The following is a 26,178-nucleotide window of genomic DNA, read 5'->3' on the forward strand; positions in this document are numbered from 1 at the left end:
ATATAAACATTTATATAACGATAAAGAACAGGGAGTGAGTTATGTCCAAAAATGACCGAATGGTGGGCATCAGCCGCAGAACACTCGTTAAATCAACCGCGATAGGTTCTCTGGCGCTGGCTGCAGGCGGTTTTTCTTTACCGTTCACCCTGCGCAGTGCAGCGGCAACGGTACAACAGGCCAGCGAAAAAGTGATCTGGGGTGCCTGTTCCGTCAACTGTGGTAGCCGCTGTGCACTTCGTCTACATGTTAAAGATAATGAAGTGACCTGGGTGGAAACTGACAATACCGGCAGCGATGAGTACGGCAACCATCAGGTACGCGCCTGTTTGCGCGGTCGCTCCATCCGCCGGCGTATTAATCATCCCGATCGCTTGAATTACCCAATGAAACGCGTGGGTACACGCGGTGAAGGCAAATTCGAACGGATTAGCTGGGATGAAGCCCTGGATACTATCGCCAGTAGCCTGAAAAAAACCGTCGAACAATATGGCAATGAGGCTGTATATATTCAGTACTCTTCGGGGATTGTTGGCGGCAATATGACCCGCTCTTCGCCATCAGCCTCGGCGGTCAAACGCCTGATGAACTGCTACGGCGGTTCACTCAATCAGTATGGCTCCTACAGCACCGCGCAAATTTCCTGTGCCATGCCCTACACCTACGGCAGTAATGATGGCAACAGCACCACGGATATTGAAAACAGCAAGCTGGTCGTGATGTTTGGTAACAACCCGGCAGAAACCCGCATGAGCGGCGGTGGCATCACTTATCTTCTTGAAAAAGCGCGCGAGAAATCGAACGCCAAAATGATTGTTATCGATCCGCGATATACCGATACGGCTGCTGGTCGTGAAGATGAATGGCTCCCTATTCGCCCGGGCACCGATGCCGCGCTGGTTGCGGGTATTGCCTGGGTATTGATTAACGAAAATCTCGTTGATCAACCTTTTCTCGATAAATACTGCGTCGGCTATGACGAAAAAACCTTACCCGCAGATGCACCCAAAAATGGTCACTATAAAGCCTATATTCTTGGTGAAGGTGATGATAACACAGCGAAAACGCCGCAGTGGGCTTCGCAAATTACCGGTATCCCGGTAGACCGTATCATCAAACTGGCGCGTGAAATTGGCACAGCAAAACCCGCTTATATCTGCCAGGGCTGGGGGCCGCAACGCCAGGCAAACGGCGAACTGACTGCACGCGCTATTGCTATGTTACCTATTTTGACGGGCAATGTCGGCATCAGCGGCGGAAATAGTGGCGCGCGTGAATCGACCTATACCATTACCATAGAACGCCTGCCGGTGCTGGATAATCCGGTCAAAACGTCAATCTCCTGCTTCAGCTGGACAGATGCTATCGATCATGGTCCGCAAATGACGGCAATCCGCGACGGCGTCCGCGGCAAAGATAAACTGGATGTGCCCATTAAGTTCATCTGGAACTACGCGGGAAATACCCTCGTTAATCAGCATTCTGACATCAACAAAACGCATGAAATTCTGCAAGACGAATCGAAATGCGAAATGATTGTGGTCATCGAAAACTTTATGACCTCATCGGCAAAATATGCCGACATTCTGCTGCCAGACCTGATGACCGTTGAGCAGGAAGATATTATTCCTAACGACTACGCCGGTAACATGGGATATCTCATTTTCCTCCAGCCAGTCACCAGCGAAAAATTCGAACGTAAACCGATTTACTGGATCCTGAGTGAAGTCGCGAAACGTCTTGGACCTGACGTCTATCAAAAGTTCACTGAAGGTCGCACGCAGGAACAATGGTTACAACATCTGTACGCCAAAATGCTTGCCAAAGATCCGGCGTTACCGTCTTACGACGAACTGAAAAAAATGGGTATCTATAAGCGTAAAGATCCCAATGGTCATTTTGTCGCCTACAAAGCATTTCGTGACGACCCCGAGGCAAATCCACTTAAAACACCTTCCGGTAAGATTGAAATTTATTCCAGCAAGCTGGCGGAAATTGCCCGTACCTGGGAACTGGAAAAAGATGAAGTGATAAGCCCACTGCCAGTTTATGCCTCTACCTTTGAAGGCTGGGACTCCCCTGAACGTAGAACCTTCCCACTTCAACTGTTTGGTTTCCATTACAAATCCCGTACTCACTCGACCTACGGCAATATTGATCTCCTGAAGGCTGCCTGCCGTCAGGAGGTGTGGATCAACCCTATAGATGCGCAGAAACGTGGGATTGCCAACGGCGATATGGTGCGGGTGTTTAACCATCGTGGCGAAGTTCGGCTACCAGCCAAAGTGACACCACGTATTCTCCCTGGAGTTAGCGCTATGGGCCAGGGAGCCTGGCACGAGGCCAATATGTCTGGCGATAAAATCGACCATGGCGGCTGTGTGAATACGCTAACCACTCTGCGCCCTTCACCACTGGCGAAGGGAAACCCGCAGCACACTAATCTGGTCGAGATCGAAAAAATATAACCCACTACAACCATAAATTCTGGCATGACATTTTGTTTGAAAAGCAATAAGTGAGTAATTATGAAAATCCATACCACAGAGGCGCTCATGAAGGCTGAAATCAGCCGTAGAAGTCTGATGAAAACCTCCGCACTTGGCAGTCTCGCGCTGGCAAGCAGTGCTTTCACTCTGCCATTTTCCCAAATGGTTCGGGCGGCAGAGGTTCCGGTAGAAGAGAAAGCGGTCTGGAGTTCCTGCACCGTTAACTGCGGGAGCCGCTGTCTGTTACGTTTGCATGTGAAAGATGACACCGTGTACTGGGTGGAGTCTGATACGACAGGTGACGACGTCTACGGTAATCATCAGGTTCGCGCGTGTTTACGCGGGCGCTCTATCCGCCGACGGATGAATCATCCTGATAGGTTGAAATATCCCATGAAGCGCGTCGGCAAGCGCGGTGAAGGTAAATTTGAACGGATAAGTTGGGACGAAGCCCTGGATACCATCAGTGATAATCTTCGGCGGATCCTAAAAGATTACGGCAATGAGGCTGTACATGTCCTGTACGGAACAGGTGTAGATGGCGGAAATATCACCAACTCAAACGTCCCGTACCGTCTGATGAACTCTTGCGGTGGTTTTCTCAGTCGCTATGGCAGCTACAGTACCGCACAGATCAGTGCCGCAATGAGTTATATGTTCGGTGCCAATGATGGCAACAGCCCGGATGATATCGCCAATACGAAACTGGTCGTTATGTTCGGAAATAACCCGGCAGAAACGCGGATGAGCGGCGGTGGTGTCACTTACTACGTCGAGCAAGCCCGCGAACGTTCAAACGCACGCATGATCGTCATCGATCCACGTTATAACGACACTGCTGCCGGGCGTGAAGATGAATGGCTGCCCATTCGCCCTGGCACCGATGGCGCACTGGCCTGTGCGATTGCCTGGGTACTGATTACTGAAAACATGGTCGATCAGCCATTTCTCGACAAATATTGTGTTGGTTACGATGAAAAAACGCTGCCCGCCAACGCACCACGTAACGCGCATTATAAAGCCTATATTCTGGGCGAAGGGCCTGACGGCATAGCTAAAACGCCGGAATGGGCAGCAAAAATCACCAGCATCCCGGCAGAAAAAATTATCCAGTTGGCACGAGAGATCGGTTCAGCAAAACCTGCTTATATTTGTCAGGGTTGGGGGCCACAACGACATTCCAACGGCGAGCAAACATCCCGCGCTATTGCCATGCTTTCCGTTCTCACCGGCAACGTCGGCATAAACGGCGGCAACTCAGGCGTACGCGAAGGTAGCTGGGATCTGGGGGTAGAATGGTTCCCGATGCTCGAGAATCCTGTTAAAACGCAGATTTCCGTCTTTACATGGACAGATGCCATCGACCATGGTACGGAAATGACCGCGACCCGTGATGGTGTTCGTGGAAAAGAAAAACTGGATGTCCCCATCAAGTTTTTATGGTGCTACGCCAGTAACACATTGATCAATCAACATGGCGACATCAATCACACCCATGAGGTGCTTCAGGATGACAGCAAGTGCGAGATGATTGTTGGCATTGACCACTTCATGACGGCCTCGGCTAAGTATTGCGATATCCTGTTGCCCGACCTGATGCCAACAGAGCAAGAAGACCTTATCTCTCATGAATCTGCAGGGAATATGGGCTATGTGATCCTCGCCCAACCCGCAACCTCAGCAAAATTTGAACGCAAACCCATCTACTGGATGCTGAGTGAAGTCGCCAAACGCTTAGGACCAGACGTTTATCAAACCCTTACTGAAGGTCGCAGTCAGCATGAATGGATCAAATATCTCCATGCGAAAACGAAGGAACGTAACCCTGAGATGCCCGACTACGAGGAGATGAAAACGACCGGGATCTTTAAGAAAAAATGCCCGGAAGAACACTACGTCGCTTTCCGCGCATTCCGTGAAGATCCACAGGCAAACCCGTTGAAAACACCTTCGGGGAAAATCGAAATTTATTCTGAACGACTGGCGAAGATTGCAGATACCTGGGAATTGAAAAAAGATGAAATTATTCATCCCCTTCCTGCGTATACCCCAGGTTTTGATGGCTGGGACGATCCCCTGCGGAAAACCTATCCACTGCAGTTAACGGGCTTCCATTACAAAGCGCGTACCCACTCCAGCTACGGCAATATTGATGTGTTACAGCAGGCCTGCCCACAAGAGGTGTGGATCAACCCCATTGATGCTCAGGCACGCGGTATCCGTCATGGCGATACCGTGCGGGTATTTAACAATAATGGAGAAATGCTGATTGCCGCAAAAGTGACTCCGCGTATTCTGCCTGGCGTTACCGCCATCGGGCAAGGTGCGTGGCTTAAAGCGGATATGTTTGGTGACCGGGTCGATCACGGCGGCAGTATCAATATTCTGACCTCTCACCGCCCTTCACCGCTGGCAAAGGGAAACCCGTCGCACAGCAATCTTGTCCAGATCGAAAAGGTTTAAGGAGTAGCCCATGACCACACAATATGGATTTTTTATCGATTCCAGCCGCTGTACTGGCTGTAAAACCTGCGAACTGGCGTGCAAAGATTTTAAAGATCTTGGCCCGGAAGTCAGTTTCCGCCGTATTTATGAATACGCTGGCGGCGACTGGCAGGAAGATAATGGCGTCTGGCACCAGAACGTGTTCGCTTATTATCTCTCCATCTCCTGTAACCATTGCGATGACCCCGCATGTACAAAAGTCTGCCCCAGCGGCGCAATGCATAAGCGTGAAGATGGCTTTGTGGTGGTTGATGAAGATGTTTGTATCGGCTGCCGCTACTGCCACATGGCTTGTCCGTACGGCGCGCCACAGTACAATGCTGAAAAAGGGCACATGACGAAGTGCGATGGTTGTTATTCGCGCGTCGCCGAGGGGAAACAACCCATATGTGTCGAATCCTGCCCGCTGCGTGCACTTGAGTTCGGTCCAATTGAAGAGCTGCGCCAGAAGCACGGCACTCTTGCTGCCGTCGCGCCACTGCCGCGCGCGCATTTCACAAAACCCAATATCGTTATCAAACCTAACGCCAACAGCCGCCCGACCGGCGATACCACTGGTTATCTGGCTAATCCGGAGGAAGTGTAAAATGGGAAATGGATGGCATGAGTGGCCACTGGTTATCTTTACCGTATTGGGTCAATGCGTAGTAGGCGCGCTGATTGTTAGCGGAATTGGCTGGTTCGCCGCCAAAAATGACGCAGACCGTCAGCGTATTGTCCGTGGCATGTTTTTCCTCTGGCTGTTGATGGGCATCGGGTTTATTGCCTCTGTCATGCACCTGGGATCGCCACTGCGAGCGTTTAACTCGCTGAATCGAATCGGAGCTTCTGGTCTGAGTAACGAGATTGCTGCCGGTTCCATATTTTTTGCCGTTGGCGGACTATGGTGGCTGGTGGCGGTCATCGGTAAAATGCCGCAAGCGTTGGGGAAACTCTGGTTACTTGTCAGCATGGCGCTCGGCGTCATTTTCGTCTGGATGATGACCTGCGTGTATCAAATCGACACCGTGCCAACCTGGCATAACGGTTACACTACGCTGGCTTTCTTCCTGACGGTATTGTTGAGCGGTCCAATACTTGCTGCCGCAATTCTGCGGGCAGCCCGCGTTACATTTAATACCACACCATTTGCCATCATTAGCGTTCTGGCGCTGATCGCTTGTGCCGGGGTGATTGTGCTGCAAGGTTTGTCTCTGGCGTCTATTCACTCATCCGTGCAACAAGCCAGCGCACTGGTACCAGATTACGCCTCCTTACAGGTCTGGCGTGTGGTATTGTTATGCGCAGGTCTTGGATGCTGGCTTTGCCCGCTCATTCGTCGCCGTGAACCTCACGTTGCCGGACTTATTCTGGGGCTAATCCTCATACTTGGCGGTGAGATGATCGGGCGTGTGCTCTTTTATGGCCTGCACATGACAGTAGGAATGGCTATTGCAGGTTAACAAATTGGTGCGGGGCAACCCGCACATTTCAGGATGTTAGGAATGACCCATTTTTCACAGCAAGATAATTTTTCTGTCGCGGCGCGCGTGTTGGGCGCGCTGTTTTATTACGCTCCAGAGAGTGCGGAAGCCGCACCTCTGGTTGCGGTACTCACCAGTGACGGCTGGGAAACTCAGTGGCCTCTACCAGAAGCGTCATTAGCGCCGCTGGTGACGGCTTTTCAGACACAGTGTGAAGAGACTCACGCCCAGGCCTGGCAGCGTTTGTTTGTCGGCCCGTGGGCACTGCCGTCTCCGCCGTGGGGGTCGGTCTGGCTGGATCGCGAATCTGTGCTGTTTGGCGATTCAACATTGGCACTTCGTCAGTGGATGCGCGAGAAAGGCATTCAGTTTGAAATGAAGCAAAACGAACCGGAAGATCATTTTGGTTCACTGCTGTTGATGGCTGCGTGGTTGGCGGAAAATGGTCGCCAGACAGAATGCGAAGAATTGCTGGCATGGCACCTTTTTCCGTGGTCAACACGTTTTCTTGATGTTTTTATCGAAAAAGCAGAACACCCTTTCTACCGTGCACTGGGTGAACTGGCTCGCTTAACGCTGGCGCAATGGCAATCACAACTGTTAATTCCTGTCGCGGTTAAACCGCTGTTTCGATAGGATCACCGTAATATTGCCGGATGGTGACGATTACGCGCAATCCGGCAATAATAGGTTACAGTGTCACGTTTTTTTATCTCTTAAAGCACGCACTGCTTTTGCGGCTGGCCTCTTTTGCCGCAAAATAGTCGCCCGTGTTTCATTGCCCATTTCTGCTCATGCATCATCTACACATCTATCCGGATCTGCGCACTATGTTCCGCCGTCTGCTTATCGCAACAGTCGTCGGTATTCTCGCGGCCTTTGCCGTTGCCGGGTTTCGTCATGCGATGCTGCTACTGGAGTGGTTGTTCCTCAATAATGACTCCGGCAGTCTGGTCAATGCAGCGACAAACCTTTCCCCCTGGCGACGGTTGCTAACTCCGGCGCTCGGCGGACTGGCGGCGGGTTTGTTGCTGATGGGCTGGCAGAAATTTACCCAACAACGCCCTCATGCGCCGACCGATTACATGGAAGCGTTGCAAACCGATGGACAGTTCGATTACGCAGCAAGCCTGGTTAAATCGCTTGCCTCGCTGCTGGTAGTAACCAGCGGCAGTGCAATTGGTCGCGAAGGTGCGATGATTCTTTTAGCTGCCCTTGCCGCCTCCTGTTTTGCCCAACGTTTTACGCCACGCCAGGAGTGGAAATTATGGATCGCCTGTGGGGCCGCGGCGGGAATGGCTGCGGCCTATCGTGCCCCGCTTGCTGGCAGTTTATTTATCGCCGAAGTGCTGTTTGGCACTATGATGTTGGCCTCTCTCGGCCCGGTGATTATTTCCGCCGTCGTGGCATTGCTGGTTAGCAATCTGATTAATCATAGCGACGCGTTACTCTACAACGTACAACTCTCAGTGACGGTTCAGGCTCGTGACTATGCGCTGATTATCAGTACAGGTGTGCTGGCAGGTCTGTGCGGACCACTGTTGTTAACGTTAATGAACGCCTGCCATCGTGGATTTGTGAGTCTCAAACTTGCGCCGCCCTGGCAACTGGCACTAGGCGGGTTGATCGTGGGTCTGCTTTCCCTGTTCACACCTGCAGTGTGGGGCAACGGCTATAGCACCGTACAATCCTTTTTAACCGCCCCACCACTGTTAATGATCATTGCCGGGATCTTCCTTTGTAAACTGTGTGCCGTGCTGGCGAGTAGCGGTTCCGGCGCACCCGGTGGGGTCTTTACACCGACGCTATTTATCGGTCTTGCCATTGGCATGTTGTATGGTCGTAGCCTGGGATTATGGTTCCCTGATGGCGAAGAAATTACGCTTTTACTCGGATTGACCGGGATGGCGACACTGTTGGCGGCAACCACGCACGCGCCGATTATGTCGACGTTGATGATATGTGAAATGACTGGGGAGTATCAGCTACTCCCCGGTTTATTGATTGCCTGCGTCATTGCGTCGGTAATTTCGCGGACGTTACACCGTGACTCTATCTACCGCCAGCACACTGCGCAGCATAGCTAAGCGGATGTATTGCCCCAGTTCTCGCTGTTCGGCGCGCGGCAGATAAGGCAGTTCACCAATGAGCGGTGCCGGAAGTTTTTTACCCAGCACATCAATGATTTCCGCATAATGCGCCAGTCCTGGGTTGATTCGGTTAGCCACCCAGCCAATGAGCGGCAGCCCGTCGTTGGCAATCGCCTGAGCTGTTAGCAGTGCATGGTTAATGCAACCTTCCTGAATACCGACAACCATCAACACCGGCAACTGTTCCTGCACCACCCATTCAGAGAGTGGACGCAAATCATTCATCAGACTGCGCCAGCCGCCAGTCCCTTCTACCACGACATGATCGACTTTATCGGTCAGGTTTGCCAGGCCGTTTGAAATGAGGGTGTAATTGATTGGGCAACTGTGCGCCACGCTACTTTCTTCTTCGCTTAACGCGATAGGATTAACTGCTTCATAAGGCAGTTCGATGGTTGAAACACTCTGCAACACCAGGGCATCTTTATTACGCAGCCCTTCGGGTGTCTCTTTGCTCCCCTTCGCTACGGGTTTATATCCCGCAACCGTTTTTCCCTGGGAGGCTAACGCTTGTAGCAATGCGCGGGAAACCACCGTTTTCCCTACAGAAGTGTCTGTACCGGTAATAAAGAAACGCTTCAGCATCACTAACTCCACCGTTATGCTTCACAAATATAAACCAGGAAAATAATTAACCTTGAAAGTCTAAGTTATGCTTTCCTGGCCCAAATTGAGATAGCGCAAATTTTGGTAGAACAGTTAAAAAATGTTAACCCTGCAACAGACGAATCAACAAAGAACCGTTATACATCGCGTCTTTTACCAGTGCAGCGCCTGCCATCGTGCCCTGGTTAGAAAACTGAGTACTCTCAACGCTAATGTGCTGACTATACGCAGGAAGGGCCTGCTGACGGATGCTGTCTGAGATGACCGGGAAGAGGATATCTGCCGCTTTACTTAACGGTGAACCAATCAGTATTTTTTGTGGGTTAAATAAATTCACCATGATGGCAAGAATGCGCCCTACATGCGCGCCCACCCCGGTAATGATGTCTTTTGCCAACAGATCGCCGCGCAATGCCGCCTGACACAATGAGTCCACGGTTAACGGTTGTCCATGTAACATCGAGCTCATGGATTGATTAAGACGCAGCTGTGCCAGCTCAAGAATACTGTCCACACTGGCGATGGTTTCGAGGCAGCCGTGATTCCCGCAATAACAGCGTTTCCCATACGGGTCGACCTGTGTGTGGCCTATTTCCACGAGACTACTGCTGCCTGCGTGTAGCAGATGACCATCGGTAATGACGCCCGCCCCCACGTTGTGATCGATAACCACCTGAATCACATCGCGCGCCCCGCGTGAGGCACCAAACAAGGCCTCTGCCATCGTCCATGCGCTGATATCATGCTGAATATAAACCGGAACGCCGGTATGCTGCTCCAGCGCCTCGCCGAGCGGCATCTCTTTTACATCCTCATAGAACGGCATGCGATGTACAATGCCATTTTCCGTATCAATAATTCCCGGCAGGGTTATGGCAATCGAAGTTAGACGCTCAAGTTTTTTCTGGTGGCGGATAAAAAACTGATCGATATGGGAAATGATACGATCCAGCAATGGCGAGTCATCTTTTAACGCCAGTTCCTGCGACTCTTCCACCACCAGTTTGCTGCTCAGATCGCGCAGAGCAAGGAAAATCTCCCCGCGACTAATGCGCAGAGAAAGATAGTGCCAGGCTTCAGTTTCAACCACCAGCCCCACCGCCGGACGGCCACGGTTCCCCGCTTCTTTGATTTCCAGCTCTTGCACCAGGTGTGCTTCGAGCATCTCACGGACAATTTTAGTGATACTGGCAGGAGCCAGCTGCGCCAGACGGGAAAGATCGATACGCGAGACTGGACCAAGCTGATCAATCAGGCGATATACCGCGCCCGCGTTGGTCTGCTTTATTTGATCAATGTGCCCAGGCTGGTTTTCAGCAACCACCGCATACTCCCTATATTTTCGCGCTCCGAAATAATCTGTAGGGTATGGTGAAGCACTTCAATACGTGTCGTCAAATTTTTACTTAGGCATGTGATTAACAGCACATTTTTCGGGCTTTTTCGCTGAAATTTCCCTCACCTGAGAGCATTCAGCAGATGAATACGAAAGTTACGCGCAGCTGGACTTTGTTCATGATGTTTCGGCCAGACCAACCACATTTCAGAAACCGCATCCTCTTCAGCAATCGGCACCCAGCGCATTTCGTTGAGCTGAACACGTTTAAATGAAGCAGGCAAAATTGAAACACCCAGACCGGCGGAAACCAGACCGATGATGGTCATTGCCTCGCCCACCTCCTGAGTGATGACGGGCGTCAAATGGTAACGTCGCATCAGTCCGAGAATATCGTCATACAGCCCTGTCCCGACGTGCGGATCAAAAAAGACAAAGGGTTCTTTCGCCAGTTCAGCCAGCGTTACATTCGGGTTATTTGCCAGGGGATGATCGTGCGGGATCATCGCCATAAGCGGTTCATGGACGATGACTGCGTGTTCAAGCGTCTCCGGTAACGCTGTGTTACGCAGCAATCCCATATCCAGCGTTCCTTCAATGAGCGGAGCGATTTGCTCACGAGTGTTCATTTCGCGAGTTTGTAAATGGACATCAGGATAATCACGGCGAAACAGCGATAACGTATCGGACACCGCCCGAATAAAAGGAGCGGACGAAGTAAAACCAATACGCAACTCCCCCGCTTCACCCTGATGCAGCCTTTCAGCGCGAGCGGCAGCGTCATCCACCATAGACAGGATTTGCCGACTATCTGCAAGAAACTGTTTTCCTGCTGCCGTCAGCAATACACTGCGATTGGTTCGTGCCAGCAGTCGGGCACCAATTTGTTGCTCCAGCGCCTGAATCTGCTGACTTAGCGGCGGTTGCGAAATATTCAGGCGGGCAGCGGCGCGCCCGAAATGCAGCTCTTCCGCAACAGCAACAAAGTAACGCAGATGACGAAGTTCAATATTCATATTTAAAACATCTTATTTGAGATTATTAATATATTAGACAGAACAATTCGATTTTCCTACCCTATGTATAAGCCTGATCCACAGGCATATTTAGCAAGGATTTCAAGTGAGCCGTACTACAACTGTTGATGGCGCTCCGGCAAGCGACACTGACAAGCAAAGCATTTCTCAGCCAAATCAATTTATTAAACGCGGTACGCCGCAATTTATGCGCGTCACCCTGGCGCTGTTCTCTGCCGGACTGGCAACCTTCGCACTTCTCTATTGTGTGCAACCTATCCTTCCGGTGCTTTCGCAGGAGTTTGGCTTAACGCCCGCGAACAGTAGTATTTCACTGTCCATTTCCACGGCGATGTTGGCTATTGGTTTGCTGTTTACTGGCCCCCTATCCGATGCCATTGGTCGCAAACCAGTGATGGTCACGGCGCTACTGTTGGCCTCCATTTGTACGTTACTTTCGACAATGATGACCAGCTGGCACGGCATTTTGATTATGCGCGCCTTGATTGGGCTTTCGTTAAGTGGCGTGGCAGCTGTTGGCATGACTTATCTTAGCGAGGAAATCCACCCCAGTTTCGTGGCCTTTTCGATGGGGTTGTATATCAGCGGCAACTCAATTGGCGGCATGAGCGGACGCTTAATTAGTGGTGTCTTCACGGACTTTTTCAACTGGCGAATTGCTCTGGCGGCAATCGGTTGTTTCTCGCTGGCCTCGGCGTTGATGTTCTGGAAAATCCTCCCTGAATCACGCCATTTTCGCCCGACTTCGCTGCGCCCTAAGACGTTGTTTATCAACTTTCGTCTGCACTGGCGTGACCGGGGATTACCGTTATTGTTCGCAGAAGGCTTTTTGCTGATGGGGTCGTTCGTCACGCTGTTTAATTACATCGGCTATCGGTTGATGCTCTCCCCCTGGCATGTCAGTCAGGCCGTGGTTGGCTTATTATCGCTGGCTTATTTGACCGGTACATGGAGCTCACCCAAAGCCGGAACCATGACCACCCGCTATGGGCGCGGTCCGGTGATGTTGTTTTCGACGGGAGTTATGCTATTTGGTTTACTGATGACCTTATTTAGCTCGCTGTGGCTGATCTTTGCCGGAATGTTACTCTTCTCAGCAGGATTCTTCGCAGCCCACTCAGTTGCCAGCAGCTGGATCGGCCCCCGCGCAAAACGCGCTAAAGGCCAGGCCTCCTCGCTGTATCTGTTCAGTTACTATCTGGGATCGAGTATTGCCGGGACGCTGGGTGGTGTTTTCTGGCATAACTATGGCTGGAACGGCGTCGGCGCATTTATTGCTCTGATGCTGGTCATTGCTCTGCTGGTCGGGACGCGTTTGCATCGTCGTCTGCACGCCTGAAAAATAAGTCCGGACTGCGGTAAATACCCGTCCGGACTTATTGCCTGCTCAAACCAACGTTAATAGCCATCCTAAAATAGACGAAGCGCCAGCCAATTCCCGCAGCGCGTCTAGCGTCATCAGGATTATAAGTACCCAAATAAACGGATTCATTTTGCTGTGTGTCATTTATTACTGATGCGCAGTTATTCTACCGCTTTGTAAGTAGTAAAATAGTTAACCCGATCAAGACTACTATTATTGGTAGCTAAATTTCCCTTAAGTCACAATACGTTATTATCAACGCTGTAATTTATTCAGCGTTTGTACATATCGTTACACGCTGAAACCAACCACTCACGGAAGTCTGCCATTCCCAGGGATATAGTTATTTCAACGGCCCCGCAGTGGGGTTAAATGAAAAAACAAATTGAGGGTATGACAATGAAAAAAGTATTAGCTCTGGTTGTTGCCGCTGCTATGGGTCTGTCTTCTGCCGCCTTTGCTGCAGAGACTGCGACCACACCTGCTCCGACTGCGACGACCACCAAAGCAGCGCCGGCGAAAACTACACATCATAAAAAACAGCATAAAGCAGCACCTGCCCAGAAAGCGCAGGCGGCTAAAAAGCATCATAAAAATACGAAAGCTGAACAGAAAGCCCCTGAACAAAAAGCGCAGGCAGCGAAGAAACACGCCGGGAAACACAGCCATCAGCAACCGGCAAAACCTGCTGCACAACCCGCAGCGTAAGTTTTCAACAGTAATGCTGGCGCGCCCCCTCGCGCCTGAAAATTACGGTGCTAAGCGGATAACGTTTAGCACCGCCTTTAGCGGAGGGTAGTATGGTGGGCCGTTATCGCTTTGAGTTCATTCTTATCATCCTTATTTTATGCGCACTGATTGCCGCCCGTTTTTATCTTTCCTGACTGTAGTTATCTGATTTTACTCCCACTTTCATCCCGTCCCGTCTATAGTATTTATGAGGGTTTGCTTTTAATAATCATAATTACCCACCAGAGTGTGATATGCGTACAACCATTGCTGTAGTGTTGGGTGCAATTAGTTTGACGTCTGCTTTTGTGTTTGCAGATAAACCAGACGTTGCCAAATCGGCAAACGATGAGGTCAGCACCCTGTTTTTTGGTCATGATGATCGTGTGCCAGTGAATGACACGACCCAATCACCGTGGGATGCGGTTGGGCAACTGGAAACGGCCAGCGGCAATTTATGTACGGCGACGCTGATTGCACCCAATCTGGCATTAACGGCAGGACACTGTTTATTGACACCTCCAAAGGGTAAAGCCGATAAAGCAGTGGCGCTGCGTTTTGTGTCAAATAAAGGTCTTTGGCGCTATGAGATCCACGACATAGAAGGCCGCGTTGATCCGACACTGGGAAAGCGGTTAAAAGCAGATGGGGATGGTTGGATTGTACCTCCCGCAGCCGCGCCGTGGGACTTCGGATTGATTGTGCTACGTAATCCCCCTTCTGGCATTACGCCGTTGCCGTTATTTGAGGGAGATAAAGCCGCGCTTACCGCCGCATTGAAAGCGGCAGGTCGTAAAGTGACTCAGGCAGGATACCCTGAAGATCATCTCGATACGTTGTACAGTCATCAAAACTGTGAAGTGACTGGCTGGGCGCAAACGTCGGTGATGTCACATCAGTGCGATACCTTGCCGGGTGACAGCGGTTCGCCTCTGATGTTGCATACCGATGACGGCTGGCAATTAATTGGGGTGCAAAGTTCGGCTCCTGCCGCGAAAGATCGCTGGCGCGCCGATAACCGGGCCATTTCTGTTACCGGTTTTCGCGACAAGCTGGATCAACTGTCGCAAAAATAATGTTCAAACGCTGCCCGACAGCGCGGGCAGCGTCTTCATCAGGCAAGTTTCACCATGATCATTCCAGCCAACAGCAAGACCAGGCCAATCCAGCCTTTACGATTTAACCGTTGACCAAACAAGATCCAACCTGCGGCTAACGTGGCGGCAATACCAAACCCGCCCCACAATGCATAAGCGACAGACAAGTCGATCCCTTTAACGGCCTGAGAAAGCGCACTAAAGGCAGCCAGCACCGCCGCCAGGGAGAGCAAGCCAAATATTTTGCGACGAAAGCCGTCAGAAAATTTCAAAAAGACGTTAGCAACGATTTCCAGCACGATTGCCAATGCCAGCCAGGCGGCGTGAACCCATTCAAACTGCGCCATGGTTCACCTCCAGTTCAGGTTTACGCGCTTTACGGGTACCTGATTTTATCAACACAATCCCGGCGACCAGGGTGGTTAACCCGGCAATTTTCATCAGCGATAAACTTTCGTCGAATAACAAAACGCTGAACAAGGTAATAAATAAAATACCGATACCTTCCCACAACGCATAAGCTACGCCTAAGGCGATTTTTTTAACGGCGAAAGAGAGAAATATATACGACAGAGAAATCATCACCAGCATTAAAATAAAGCCGCCATTTCCCTCACTGACGCTCGCCCATTTCATTGACAGCGTACCGGTAATTTCTGTAGCAATAGCCAGACCTAATAAAATCCAATAAATATACATTGTCCTTCTCCTGCAAGAGAATTATTTTAATTTTCGCTTAATTCAGCGAAACCAAAGTAAAGTGGTCAAGCCCCGCGCATAGGGCAAGCTTAGGCAGAAGAAAGGACTAAAGCGCGTTGCGCCAGTGCTGCTCACCTACGAGCAAGATAGTGGATGAGGTACGAAGATGGGTAAATGTAGAAAATAACGTCCTGAACAAATTGTCCATAATATTACAATTATCCGCAGTGTTGCTTCTCGTCATCGCGGATGATAATTGTCCTCGGTAGTTGAACACGCCTGATTTGTATCATAGCTTAAGAATTAACTCAAAATATTTTCACTTCTTTACCTGAGCGGTTTGATTTTCGTTATGATGACGGAGCGAAAAAGACATTATTATTAGCAAAGGAAGAAAAACCGGGGACAAGCATGGCAAAGCCGATCATCACGCTCAATGGCCTAAAAATCGTCATTATGTTGGGAATGCTGGTCATTATTCTCTGCGGTATCCGTTTTGCCGCCGAGATCATCGTGCCGTTTATTCTCGCATTATTTATTGCTGTTATTCTTAACCCGCTGGTGCAACACATGGTCCGCTGGCGAGTGCCGCGTGTACTGGCGGTGTCGATTTTGATGACCATCATCGTGATGGCGATGGTGTTGCTATTAGCTTATCTGGGTTCCGCGCTCAACGAGTTGACGCGGACGTTACCGCAATATCGCAACTCTATTATGACGCCGCTGCAAGCTCTTGAGCCGTTGTTGCAACGCGTAGGGATTGACGTCTCAGTTGACCAGCTGGCGCATTACATTGATCCGAACGCGGCGATGACGTTGCTCACCAACTTATTGACGCAGTTATCTAATGCCATGTCATCAATATTTTTATTGCTGCTGACGGTGCTGTTTATGCTGCTCGAAGTGCCACAATTGCCCGGAAAATTTCAGCAAATGATGGCGCGTCCGGTTGAAGGGATGGCGGCGATTCAACGTGCAATTGACAGTGTTTCTCATTATCTGGTGCTAAAAACAGCCATCAGCATCATCACCGGCCTGGTCGCCTGGGCGATGCTCGCCGCACTCGATGTTCGCTTCGCTTTTGTCTGGGGATTGCTGGCCTTTGCGCTTAATTACATCCCTAATATTGGTTCAGTTCTCGCGGCAATCCCCCCTATCGCTCAGGTACTGGTGTTTAATGGCTTCTACGAAGCGTTGCTGGTGCTGGCGGGATATCTGCTGATTAATCTGGTCTTCGGCAATATTCTGGAGCCGCGCATCATGGGACGTGGGCTGGGGCTTTCCACATTGGTGGTATTTTTGTCGTTGATTTTTTGGGGATGGTTGTTAGGACCGGTGGGTATGCTGCTTTCCGTGCCGTTAACAATTATTGTCAAAATTGCGCTTGAACAAACAGCGGGAGGTCAAAGCATCGCCGTTCTGTTAAGCGATCTCAATAAAGAGTGACGGCCTCCGCAGAGGCCGTCAGGGTTACAGAGCTTTCAGGATTGCATCCACGCTGGCTTTGGCGTCACCAAACAGCATGTGGGTGTTTTCCTTGAAGAACAGCGGGTTTTGCACACCAGCATAGCCAGTGTTCATCGAACGTTTAAAGACAATCACGTTCTGCGCTTTCCACACTTCCAGAACAGGCATACCAGCAATAGGACTCTTCGGATCATCCTGCGCCGCCGGGTTAACCGTATCGTTAGCACCAATCACCAGTACGGTATCGGTATCAGCAAAGTCATCGTTGATCTCGTCCATTTCCAGCACGATGTCATACGGTACTTTTGCTTCAGCCAGCAATACGTTCATATGTCCAGGCAAACGCCCCGCAACCGGGTGGATACCGAAACGCACGTTGATACCACGAGCGCGCAGTTTCTCGGTAATTTCAGCGACAGGATATTGCGCCTGCGCGACTGCCATGCCGTACCCCGGAGTAATGATCACTGAATGGGAGTTTTTCAGCAGTTCCGCTGTCTCTTCTGCGGTGATTTCGCGGTGCTCGCCCACTTCCTGATCATCGCCAGTAGAAGAGCCGTCGGTGCCGAAACCACCCGCAATAACGCTGATAAAGGAACGGTTCATCGCCTTACACATAATGTAAGAAAGGATAGCCCCCGAAGAACCGACCAGCGCACCGGTCACAATCAGCAGGTCGTTGCTGAGCATAAAGCCCGCAGCCGCAGCCGCCCAGCCGGAGTACGAGTTCAGCATCGACACCACCACTGGCATATCTGCACCACCGATGGAGGCGACTAAATGCCAGCCGAATACCAGCGCAATTGCGGTCATTATCAGCAATGCCAGCACTTGCAGGCCGACGCTGTCCGTGCGAACAAATACAATCAGCAGCAGGAAGGAAACGACCAGAGCCGCCAGGTTCATTTTGTGACGGTTTGGCAGCATCAACGGTTTAGACGAAATCTTGCCACATAGTTTGCCGAACGCCACCACCGAACCCGTGAACGTTACCGCCCCGATGAAGATACCGAGGAACACTTCCGTCAGGTGAATATTGACCAGAATCGGTGCCATTCCCGCGTCATGATGCAGATAACTGTTAAAGCCAACCAGCACTGCCGCCAGACCCACGAAGCTATGCAGGATCGCCACCAGTTCTGGCATTTCGGTCATTTCAACTTTCTTCGCCAGACGGATACCAATTGCCCCACCAATGACCATCGCCAGCAAGATCCAGCCAACATTACCCGTATCCGGTCCAAAAATGGTTGCGATTAACGCAATCGCCATCCCGGCGATACCGAAGTTGTTACCCTGGCGAGACGTTTCATGTTTCGAAAGACCGGCCAGACTGAAGATAAACAGGATCGCGGCAACAATGTATGCAGCTGTAACTAATCCTCCAGACATATGTTACCCCTTAATTTTTGCGGAACATTTTCAGCATGCGCTGAGTCACGGTGAAGCCACCGAAAATATTAATGCTGGCTATAAGCACCGCGATAAAACTAAGGAAGCTAACCCAGCCGCCCTGGCCAATCTGCAACAGTGCTCCGACAACAATAATCCCTGAAATCGCGTTGGTGACCGACATCAACGGTGTATGCAGCGCGTGCGATACATTCCACACCACGTAATAACCGACAACGCAGGCCAGCGCGAAAACGGTGAAGTGCCCAAGAAACTCTTTCGGCGCAACGCTTGCCAGCCAACCGAAAAGGATGATTGCCAGCGCCATCAACGCGTATTTACGCCACGGTGAGCAGGCACATTTTTCCTCAGTTTTCACTTCCGGTGCCGCTTTTTGTGCCGCCTGCGGCTGAGCTGATACCTGAATCGGCGGTGCCGGCCAGGTAATTTCGCCCGCACGGATCACGGTCACGCCGCGAATCACCACATCATCAAAATCAACAGTGATATTGCCGTCTTTCTCTTTGCACAACAGTTTCAGCAGATTAACGAGGTTAGTACCGTAAAGCTGTGAGGATTGCGTCGGCAGACGGCCCGGAAGATCGGTATAACCAATCACTTTGACACCATTTTCCGTAGTGAAGATTTCACCCGGCACGGTGTATTCACAGTTGCCACCGTTTTGGGCTGCCAGGTCGACAATCACACTGCCCGCCTTCATGGAGTCAACCATTTCACGGGTAATTAGCTTCGGCGCTGGTTTGCCTGGAATAAGCGCGGTGGTGACAATGATATCGACCTCTTTTGCCTGGGCGGCAAAGAGTTCCATTTCCGCTTTAATGAACGCGTCCGACATCACTTTGGCATAGCCATCGCCGCTGCCCGCTTCCTCTTTAAAATCCAGCTCGAGGAATTCCGCGCCCATACTTTGAACTTGTTCTTTCACTTCCGGACGGGTGTCGAATGCACGCACAATCGCGCCGAGACTGTTTGCTGCGCCAATGGCGGCCAGACCTGCAACACCCGCACCAATCACCATCACTTTTGCCGGTGGCACTTTCCCGGCCGCAGTAATTTGCCCGGTAAAGAAGCGCCCAAATTCATGTGCCGCTTCAACAATGGCGCGATAACCGGCGATGTTCGCCATCGAGCTTAGTGCGTCCAGCGATTGTGCGCGTGAGATACGCGGCACAGAATCCATCGCCATCACGGTCACGTTACGTTCCGCAAGTTTTTGCATTAATTCCGGATTCTGCGCAGGCCAGATAAAACTCACCAGCGTTGTCCCTGGATTCAGTAACGCAATTTCATCATCTAACGGCGCATTGACCTTCAGAATGATCTCTGACTGCCAGACGCTATTCCCTTCTACAATTTCAGCGCCCGCTTGCACAAACGCTTTATCGTCAAAACTTGCCAGTTGACCCGCGCCGCTCTCTACCGCGACGGTAAAACCCAGTTTCAGCAGCTGTTCCACTGTTTTTGGCGTTGCTGCAACACGGGTTTCATTGGTTAACCGTTCTCTTGGTATGCCAATTCGCATGATATTCCCTTCCATCGGTTTTATTGATGATGGTTTGCCTGTGTCAGGAGCCACACAAGCCGCTCATGTACGAGCTAAATGTTACTCCGTTAAAATAAATTAGTAACAAACGCCCTATAACGTACTGAAAATTATGCCTGTGATCTAGCGCCAAAAATCAGTATTTCGGCGTGAACTCGCAAAATATTAACGATTCAGCCGTGATAGTGGGATAAACACCTTAGAACGCCGGATAAAGACTGATAATTGTCTTCGACGGTCGGGTAAAACGAGACATCGCCCCGGCACGAATCACTACTTAACATTAAATTAACTTATATAATTCAGTTGCTTCAGTAGTAATGATGCTGATACGGCTGTTTTTTAAGCATAGACGGTCATTTGAGCAGGATTAAAATTGGCTTAAAGAATGTGATATGAAAAATGACGCAGACAGTTACACCGTTTAAATGCAATAATCAGCCACGTTTCTCGTTAATAACAATACCAGTACCTGGTTTGCGCAAGGCGAAGGATTATTTTTATGAAGCTTAAGAACACCCTCCTGGCGTCGGCACTGCTTTCTGCTACGGCATTCTCCGTTAACGCAGCAACAGAACTGACACCGGAGCAAGCGGCAGCGGTTAAACCTTTTGACCGTGTAGTGGTTACCGGTCGTTTTAATGCTATTGGCGAAGCGGTGAAAGCCGTTTCTCGTCGCGCAGATAAAGAAGGTGCCGCCTCTTTTTATGTTGTCGACACTTCTGATTTTGGTAACAGCGGTAACTGGCGTGTGGTCGCTGACCTCTATAAAGCCGATGCTGAAAAAGCAGAAGAAACAAGTAATCGCGTAATTAACGGTGTTGTCGAACTGCCGAAAGATCAGGCTGTTCTGATTGAACCGTTTGACACGGTCACCGTCCAGGGCTTCTATCGTAGCCAGCCAGAAGTCAATGATGCCATCACCAAAGCGGCAAAAGCGAAAGGTGCCTACTCTTTCTACATCGTTCGTCAAATCGATGCCAACCAGGGCGGCAACCAGCGTATTACTGCATTCATCTATAAAAAAGATGCTAAGAAACGTATCGTCCAGAGCCCGGATGTGATCCCGGCAGATTCCGAAGCAGGACGTGCAGCTCTGGCTGCCGGTGGCGAAGCCGCGAAGAAAGTTGAGATCCCAGGTGTTGCGACTACCGCATCACCAAGTTCTGAAGTCGGTCGTTTCTTTGAAACCCAGTCATCAAAAGGCGGGCGTTACACCGTCACGCTCCCGGATGGCACTAAAGTCGAAGAACTGAACAAAGCGACCGCAGCGATGATGGTCCCGTTCGACAGCATCAAATTCTCTGGCAACTACGGCAACATGACCGAAGTCTCCTATCAGGTTGCGAAACGTGCCGCGAAGAAAGGTGCTAAGTATTACCACATCACCCGCCAGTGGCAGGAACGTGGTAATAACCTGACCGTCAGCGCAGATCTGTATAAATAACTATTCAGTTACTCCTATAAGGCGGCTTGATGCCGCCTTTCGCATTTTTAGTCACAAATTTCCCCGCGACCATTGCATGCAGACACATCTCTTCGTAAAATCCCGCGCTTCAGTGGCAAACTCCATTTTTATGCGTTTTGCCCTAATATTTATTCTTCTTATCACGTTTTAATCACTGGATATCGATGGAAAAGAAACTGGGACTGAGCGCACTCACCGCGCTGGTATTAAGCTCAATGCTGGGCGCGGGTGTTTTCAGTCTGCCGCAAAATATGGCGGCAGTTGCCAGCCCGGCAGCACTGCTCATCGGCTGGGGTATTACTGGCGCTGGCATTTTATTGCTGGCCTATGCCATGCTGATCCTCACGCGCATTCGTCCCGAACTTGACGGCGGTATCTTTACCTATGCCCGCGAAGGGTTTGGCGAGCTAATCGGCTTTTGTTCCGCATGGGGATACTGGCTGTGCGCAGTCATCGCCAACGTCTCCTATCTGGTGATCGTTTTTTCCGCGTTAAGCTTTTTTACGGACACGCCGGAATTGCGCCTGTTCGGCGATGGTAATACCTGGCAATCGATCGTCGGTGCATCGGCTTTATTGTGGATTGTTCACTTTTTGATCCTGCGCGGGGTGCAAACCGCTGCCAGCATTAACCTGGTGGCGACACTGGCAAAATTGTTGCCGCTGGGTCTGTTTGTTGTGCTGGCGATGATGATGTTCAAACTGGATACCTTCAAGCTCGACTTCACCGGACTTGCACTTGGCGTACCCGTTTGGGAACAGGTGAAAAACACCATGCTGATCACCCTGTGGGTTTTCATTGGTGTGGAAGGTGCCGTGGTTGTTTCTGCGCGTGCGCGTAATAAACGTGATGTTGGCAAAGCGACACTGCTGGCGGTTCTCTCCGCTCTGGGCGTTTACTTGCTGGTAACGCTGCTTTCGCTGGGTGTGGTGGCACGTCCTGAACTGGCTGAAATTCGTAACCCGTCAATGGCCGGTCTGATGGTGGAAATGATGGGACCATGGGGCGAAATCATCATCGCTGCCGGTTTGATCGTTTCCGTTTGCGGCGCGTACTTAAGCTGGACCATCATGGCGGCAGAAGTTCCGTTCCTGGCTGCCACTCATAAAGCATTCCCACGCATTTTTGCGCGCCAGAACGCACAAGCTGCGCCATCCGCCTCACTGTGGTTGACCAACATCTGCGTGCAAATTTGTCTGGTACTCATCTGGCTGACCGGTTCCGATTACAACACGTTGCTGACCATCGCCTCAGAAATGATTCTGGTGCCCTATTTCCTGGTCGGCGCGTTCTTGCTGAAAATCGCAACCCGTCCACTGCATAAAGCGGTAGGTGTCGGTGCCTGCATTTATGGCTTATGGTTATTGTACGCCTCTGGTCCAATGCACTTGCTGTTATCCGTTGTTCTGTATGCGCCGGGGCTGCTGGTTTTCCTGTATGCGCGCAAAACGCATACACATGATAATGTACTGAACCGTCAGGAAATGGTGCTGATTGGCATGCTGTTAATTGCCTCAGTTCCGGCGACCTGGATGCTGGTGGGATAACGTTCATCCCATCGTTGGATAGCAAAGGAGATAACGATGGGTAAAGCCCAGCCCTTGCCAATATTAATTACTGGCGGAGGTCGTCGCATCGGCCTCGCCCTCGCCTGGCATTTCATTAATCAAAAGCAACCGGTGATTGTCAGCTATCGGACGCACTATCCAGCCATTGATGGACTGATTAAGGCAGGTGCGCAGTGTATTCAGGCTGATTTTTCGACCAACGACGGTGTGATGGCGTTTGCCGATGAAGTACTAAAAAGCACCCATGGTCTGCGTGCTATTTTGCATAACGCCAGTGCGTGGATGGCAGAAAAACCAGGTACACCACTGGCCGACGTACTGGCTTGCATGATGCAGATCCACGTTAATACCCCATACCTGCTCAACCATGCGCTGGAAAGATTACTGCGTGGGCACGGACACGCCGCCAGCGATATCATTCACTTTACCGATTATGTGGTGGAGCGCGGTAGCGACAAACATGTTGCGTATGCTGCAAGCAAAGCGGCACTGGATAATATGACCCGCTCGTTTGCCCGCAAGCTGGCACCGGAAGTGAAAGTGAATTCTATTGCGCCATCGCTGATCCTGTTTAATGAACATGATGATGCCGAATATCGACAACAGGCGCTGAATAAATCACTGATGAAAACCGCGCCTGGCGAGAAAGAAGTGATCGACCTGGTCGATTACTTACTTACCAGTTGCTTTGTCACCGGACGCAGTTTCCCACTTGATGGCGGTCGTCATCTGCGTTAATGCAGCTTTATCCAGCATATAATCAACACCCATGCGCTTATCCCCCAACACGCAACAGAACCAACAAAAGCGGCGGGCAAGCGCATCATTCCGGTGAAATACCACAGCGACACCAGGTAAACAAAATAGGGAATAATCGACCACATACTAAAAATGATGGTTGCGCGTAAGGCTTCAATGCCGCGTTCGCTGGCAACAATATAATGCGCGATAAGCGCAAAGGTCGGGAAAAGTGGAATCAGCCCGGAGATATAATAATTTTTCGTTTTTGCTAAAACACCAATCAACAGCACTACCAGCGCACCGAGCGCGGCTTTGATTACCAGCCCCATTTTTTTACCTTAACACTTCCATAACAAGTCATCAGTAGAATACCTGATGAAAACTTGTTTAGAAACGATTGATAGTAAGTAAAAACAGCGCGGTGTATTGTGACGTTTTTATATCTACCGTGAATGTTATGAACACTATCGTATTTGTGGAAGATGATGCGGAAGTCGGTTCACTGATTGCCGCGTACCTGGCAAAACATGATATGCAGGTTACCGTAGAGCCGCGCGGCGACCAGGCCGAAGAAACCATTTTGCGAGAAAATCCGGATTTGGTGTTACTCGACATCATGCTACCAGGCAAGGACGGCATGACCATTTGTCGTGATTTACGCGCAAAGTGGTCTGGACCGATTGTTCTTCTAACCTCTCTCGATAGCGATATGAACCACATCCTGGCACTGGAAATGGGTGCCTGCGACTATATTCTCAAAACGACGCCCCCTGCTGTTTTGCTAGCGCGTTTACGTTTGCATTTGCGTCAGAATGAGCAAGCCACACTGAGCAAAGGTCTTCAGGAAACGTCTCTGACTCCCTACAAAGCCCTGCATTTCGGCACGTTGACCATCGATCCCATCAACCGCGTAGTCACCCTGGCTAACACTGAAATCTCGCTCTCGACAGCTGATTTCGAATTATTGTGGGAATTAGCTACCCATGCCGGGCAAATCATGGACCGCGATGCATTGCTGAAAAATTTACGCGGCGTCAGTTATGACGGACTGGATCGTAGCGTGGACGTGGCTATTTCGCGGTTAAGAAAAAAACTGCTCGATAACGCCGCAGAACCTTATCGCATTAAAACTGTGCGTAACAAAGGCTATCTTTTTGCGCCTCATGCATGGGAATAAGCGATGAAAAAACTGTTTATCCAGTTTTACCTGTTATTGTTTGTCTGCTTCCTTGTGATGTCTCTGCTGGTTGGGTTGGTGTACAAATTTACCGCCGAACGCGCGGGCAAACAGTCGCTGGATGATTTGATGAACAGTTCGCTGTATCTGATGCGCAGCGAATTGCGTGAGATCCCCCCACACGACTGGGGTAAGACGCTGAAAGAGATGGATTTAAATCTCTCTTTCGATCTGCGTGTCGAGCCATTGAGTAAATACCATCTTGATGATATTTCCATGCACCGACTGCGTGGCGGCGAAATTGTCGCCCTGGACGATCAGTACACGTTTTTGCAGCGTATCCCGCGCAGCCACTACGTGCTGGCAGTTGGTCCTGTTCCTTATCTTTATTATCTCCATCAGATGCGATTGCTGGATATCGCCCTGATCGCTTTTATTGCTATTTCCCTCGCCTTTCCGGTGTTTATCTGGATGCGTCCGCACTGGCAGGATATGTTAAAACTGGAAGCAGCGGCGCAACGATTTGGCGATGGGCATCTCAATGAGCGTATCCACTTTGATGAGGGTTCGAGCTTTGAACGACTTGGTATCGCATTTAACCAGATGGCGGACAATATCAACGCCTTGATTGCCAGCAAAAAACAGCTTATTGACGGTATCGCTCACGAACTGCGAACACCGTTAGTGCGCCTGCGTTATCGACTGGAGATGAGCGATAACCTGAGCGCCGCCGAATCCCAGGCGTTGAATCGTGATATCAGTCAACTTGAAGCTTTAATTGAAGAGCTGCTGACTTATGCCCGACTCGATCGCCCACAAAACGAGCTTCATCTTAGCGAACCAGACCTGCCGTTGTGGCTGTCAACGCATCTGGCAGACATTCAGGCAGTAACGCCCGATAAAACGGTACGGATTAAAACGCTCGCGCAAGGCCATTATGCGGCGTTGGATATGCGCTTAATGGAGCGCGTGCTGGATAATTTGCTCAATAACGCCCTGCGGTACTGCCATTCAACGGTTGAAACCAGCCTGCTACTGTCGGGGAATAGAGCGACATTAATTGTTGAGGATGATGGCCCAGGGATTGCCCCAGAAAACCGCGAACATATCTTTGAACCTTTTGTTCGCCTCGATCCCAGCCGGGATCGCTCAACCGGCGGCTGCGGGCTGGGGCTGGCAATTGTCCACTCTATAGCACTGGCAATGGGCGGTACGGTTAATTGTGACACCAGCGAACTGGGTGGTGCTCGCTTCTCGTTTAGCTGGCCGTTATGGCATAACATCCCGCAATTTACCTCTGCCTGACACTACGCGCACGATGGTCAAG

24 protein-coding genes are annotated in these 26,178 nt (G+C 50.6%); 16 read left to right on the plus strand and 8 right to left on the minus strand.

Annotated features, from left to right (window positions below; translation table 11 throughout):
• The first annotated feature begins 41 nt into the window (after positions 1–41).
• From ynfE to clcB, 6 genes are all read left to right on the plus strand, one after another.
• A complete protein-coding gene (gene ynfE / locus E0D98_RS02665; protein WP_000041556.1) occupies positions 42–2,468 on the plus strand; it encodes a selenate/tellurate reductase subunit YnfE in 2,427 nt (808 codons plus the stop codon).
• A 60-nt stretch (positions 2,469–2,528) separates the two neighbouring features.
• Positions 2,529–4,952 (plus strand): selenate/tellurate reductase subunit YnfF, encoded by a 2,424-nt coding sequence (gene ynfF, locus E0D98_RS02670; RefSeq protein ID WP_072095381.1) that lies wholly within the window; start codon positions 2,529–2,531, stop codon positions 4,950–4,952.
• 10 nt (positions 4,953–4,962) lie between these two features.
• On the plus strand, positions 4,963–5,580 hold the full coding sequence (ynfG, locus tag E0D98_RS02675; protein ID WP_000213028.1) for a DMSO reductase like molybdoenzyme iron-sulfur subunit YnfG: 618 nt from the start codon (positions 4,963–4,965) through the stop codon (positions 5,578–5,580).
• Position 5,581: 1 nt separating this feature from the next.
• Positions 5,582–6,436 (plus strand): selenate reductase membrane anchor subunit YnfH, encoded by an 855-nt coding sequence (gene ynfH, locus E0D98_RS02680; RefSeq protein WP_000526492.1) that lies wholly within the window; start codon positions 5,582–5,584, stop codon positions 6,434–6,436.
• Between the two features lie 42 nt (positions 6,437–6,478).
• Positions 6,479–7,093 carry a Tat proofreading chaperone DmsD gene (gene dmsD / locus E0D98_RS02685; protein WP_000148710.1) on the plus strand — a complete coding sequence of 205 codons (615 nt, stop codon included), beginning with the start codon at positions 6,479–6,481 and terminating at the stop codon, positions 7,091–7,093.
• A 158-nt stretch (positions 7,094–7,251) separates the two neighbouring features.
• Positions 7,252–8,544 carry a voltage-gated ClC-type chloride channel ClcB gene (gene clcB / locus E0D98_RS02690; RefSeq protein WP_001315626.1) on the plus strand — a complete coding sequence of 431 codons (1,293 nt, stop codon included), beginning with the start codon at positions 7,252–7,254 and terminating at the stop codon, positions 8,542–8,544.
• Here the strand turns inward: clcB and bioD are convergent.
• From bioD to E0D98_RS02705, 3 genes are all read right to left on the minus strand, one after another.
• The gene (bioD, locus tag E0D98_RS02695; protein WP_000919226.1) at positions 8,497–9,192 is read right to left on the minus strand and encodes a dethiobiotin synthase; all 696 of its coding nucleotides are present in this window, start codon (positions 9,190–9,192) and stop codon (positions 8,497–8,499) included. The genes clcB and bioD overlap by 48 nt on opposite strands.
• Before the next feature lie 124 nt (positions 9,193–9,316).
• Positions 9,317–10,537 carry a sugar metabolism global transcriptional regulator Mlc gene (mlc, locus tag E0D98_RS02700; RefSeq protein WP_000225276.1) on the minus strand — a complete coding sequence of 407 codons (1,221 nt, stop codon included), beginning with the start codon at positions 10,535–10,537 and terminating at the stop codon, positions 9,317–9,319.
• Positions 10,538–10,671: 134 nt separating this feature from the next.
• Positions 10,672–11,565 carry a LysR family transcriptional regulator gene (locus E0D98_RS02705; protein ID WP_001019530.1) on the minus strand — a complete coding sequence of 298 codons (894 nt, stop codon included), beginning with the start codon at positions 11,563–11,565 and terminating at the stop codon, positions 10,672–10,674.
• A 106-nt stretch (positions 11,566–11,671) separates the two neighbouring features.
• Here E0D98_RS02705 and E0D98_RS02710 point away from each other — a divergent pair, with 106 nt between their 5' ends.
• From E0D98_RS02710 to E0D98_RS02725, 4 genes are all read left to right on the plus strand, one after another.
• Positions 11,672–12,925, plus strand: a complete 1,254-nt coding sequence (locus E0D98_RS02710) for an MFS transporter (RefSeq protein WP_000091849.1) — start codon at positions 11,672–11,674, stop codon at positions 12,923–12,925.
• 423 nt (positions 12,926–13,348) lie between these two features.
• Entirely contained in the window at positions 13,349–13,657 is a 309-nt protein-coding gene (gene asr / locus E0D98_RS02715; RefSeq protein ID WP_001342195.1) for an acid resistance repetitive basic protein Asr, read from the plus strand.
• 92 nt (positions 13,658–13,749) lie between these two features.
• Positions 13,750–13,833 carry a hypothetical protein gene (locus E0D98_RS02720; protein ID WP_000233090.1) on the plus strand — a complete coding sequence of 28 codons (84 nt, stop codon included), beginning with the start codon at positions 13,750–13,752 and terminating at the stop codon, positions 13,831–13,833.
• Positions 13,834–13,932: 99 nt separating this feature from the next.
• Positions 13,933–14,754, plus strand: coding sequence for a serine protease (locus E0D98_RS02725; protein WP_001260849.1), 822 nt, complete (start codon positions 13,933–13,935; stop codon positions 14,752–14,754).
• A gap of 38 nt (positions 14,755–14,792) precedes the next feature.
• Here the strand turns inward: E0D98_RS02725 and mdtI are convergent, their stop codons facing one another.
• Positions 14,793–15,122: a multidrug/spermidine efflux SMR transporter subunit MdtI gene (mdtI, locus tag E0D98_RS02730; RefSeq protein ID WP_000046661.1), complete on the minus strand. Its 330-nt coding sequence runs from the start codon at positions 15,120–15,122 to the stop codon at positions 14,793–14,795.
• Positions 15,109–15,474: a multidrug/spermidine efflux SMR transporter subunit MdtJ gene (gene mdtJ / locus E0D98_RS02735; protein WP_000276149.1), complete on the minus strand. Its 366-nt coding sequence runs from the start codon at positions 15,472–15,474 to the stop codon at positions 15,109–15,111. Before mdtJ ends, mdtI begins: the two co-directional genes overlap by 14 nt.
• 411 nt (positions 15,475–15,885) lie before the next feature.
• Here mdtJ and tqsA point away from each other — a divergent pair, with 411 nt between their 5' ends.
• Complete coding sequence (gene tqsA / locus E0D98_RS02745) at positions 15,886–16,920, plus strand: AI-2 transporter TqsA (RefSeq protein ID WP_001118241.1); 1,035 nt, start codon at positions 15,886–15,888, stop codon at positions 16,918–16,920.
• Between the two features lie 24 nt (positions 16,921–16,944).
• Here tqsA and pntB read toward each other — a convergent pair whose 3' ends face one another.
• Entirely contained in the window at positions 16,945–18,333 is a 1,389-nt protein-coding gene (gene pntB, locus E0D98_RS02750) for a Re/Si-specific NAD(P)(+) transhydrogenase subunit beta (RefSeq protein WP_000014036.1), read from the minus strand.
• Positions 18,334–18,343: 10 nt separating this feature from the next.
• Positions 18,344–19,876 carry a Re/Si-specific NAD(P)(+) transhydrogenase subunit alpha gene (gene pntA / locus E0D98_RS02755; protein WP_001295398.1) on the minus strand — a complete coding sequence of 511 codons (1,533 nt, stop codon included), beginning with the start codon at positions 19,874–19,876 and terminating at the stop codon, positions 18,344–18,346.
• A gap of 523 nt (positions 19,877–20,399) precedes the next feature.
• Here pntA and ydgH point away from each other — a divergent pair.
• From ydgH to folM, 3 genes are all read left to right on the plus strand, one after another.
• On the plus strand, positions 20,400–21,344 hold the full coding sequence (gene ydgH / locus E0D98_RS02760; RefSeq protein ID WP_000769322.1) for a DUF1471 family protein YdgH: 945 nt from the start codon (positions 20,400–20,402) through the stop codon (positions 21,342–21,344).
• Between the two features lie 185 nt (positions 21,345–21,529).
• Positions 21,530–22,912 (plus strand): amino acid permease, encoded by a 1,383-nt coding sequence (locus E0D98_RS02765; protein WP_000412392.1) that lies wholly within the window; start codon positions 21,530–21,532, stop codon positions 22,910–22,912.
• A 36-nt stretch (positions 22,913–22,948) separates the two neighbouring features.
• Positions 22,949–23,671, plus strand: a complete 723-nt coding sequence (gene folM / locus E0D98_RS02770) for a dihydromonapterin reductase (protein ID WP_000513673.1) — start codon at positions 22,949–22,951, stop codon at positions 23,669–23,671.
• Here the strand turns inward: folM and E0D98_RS02775 are convergent.
• Positions 23,668–24,003, minus strand: coding sequence for a GlpM family protein (locus E0D98_RS02775; RefSeq protein WP_050877205.1), 336 nt, complete (start codon positions 24,001–24,003; stop codon positions 23,668–23,670). The two genes, folM and E0D98_RS02775, sit on opposite strands and share 4 nt — an antisense overlap.
• A gap of 128 nt (positions 24,004–24,131) precedes the next feature.
• On the opposite strand from E0D98_RS02775, the gene rstA reads away from it, so the two are divergent.
• Positions 24,132–24,851 carry a two-component system response regulator RstA gene (gene rstA / locus E0D98_RS02780; protein WP_001092504.1) on the plus strand — a complete coding sequence of 240 codons (720 nt, stop codon included), beginning with the start codon at positions 24,132–24,134 and terminating at the stop codon, positions 24,849–24,851.
• Between the two features lie 3 nt (positions 24,852–24,854).
• Positions 24,855–26,156, plus strand: a complete 1,302-nt coding sequence (rstB, locus tag E0D98_RS02785; protein WP_000732487.1) for a two-component system sensor histidine kinase RstB — start codon at positions 24,855–24,857, stop codon at positions 26,154–26,156.
• Positions 26,157–26,178: the final 22 nt, after the last annotated feature.

This window comes from Escherichia sp. KCJ4928 (genome assembly GCF_004352695.1).
Taxonomy (GTDB): domain Bacteria; phylum Pseudomonadota; class Gammaproteobacteria; order Enterobacterales; family Enterobacteriaceae; genus ECMA0423.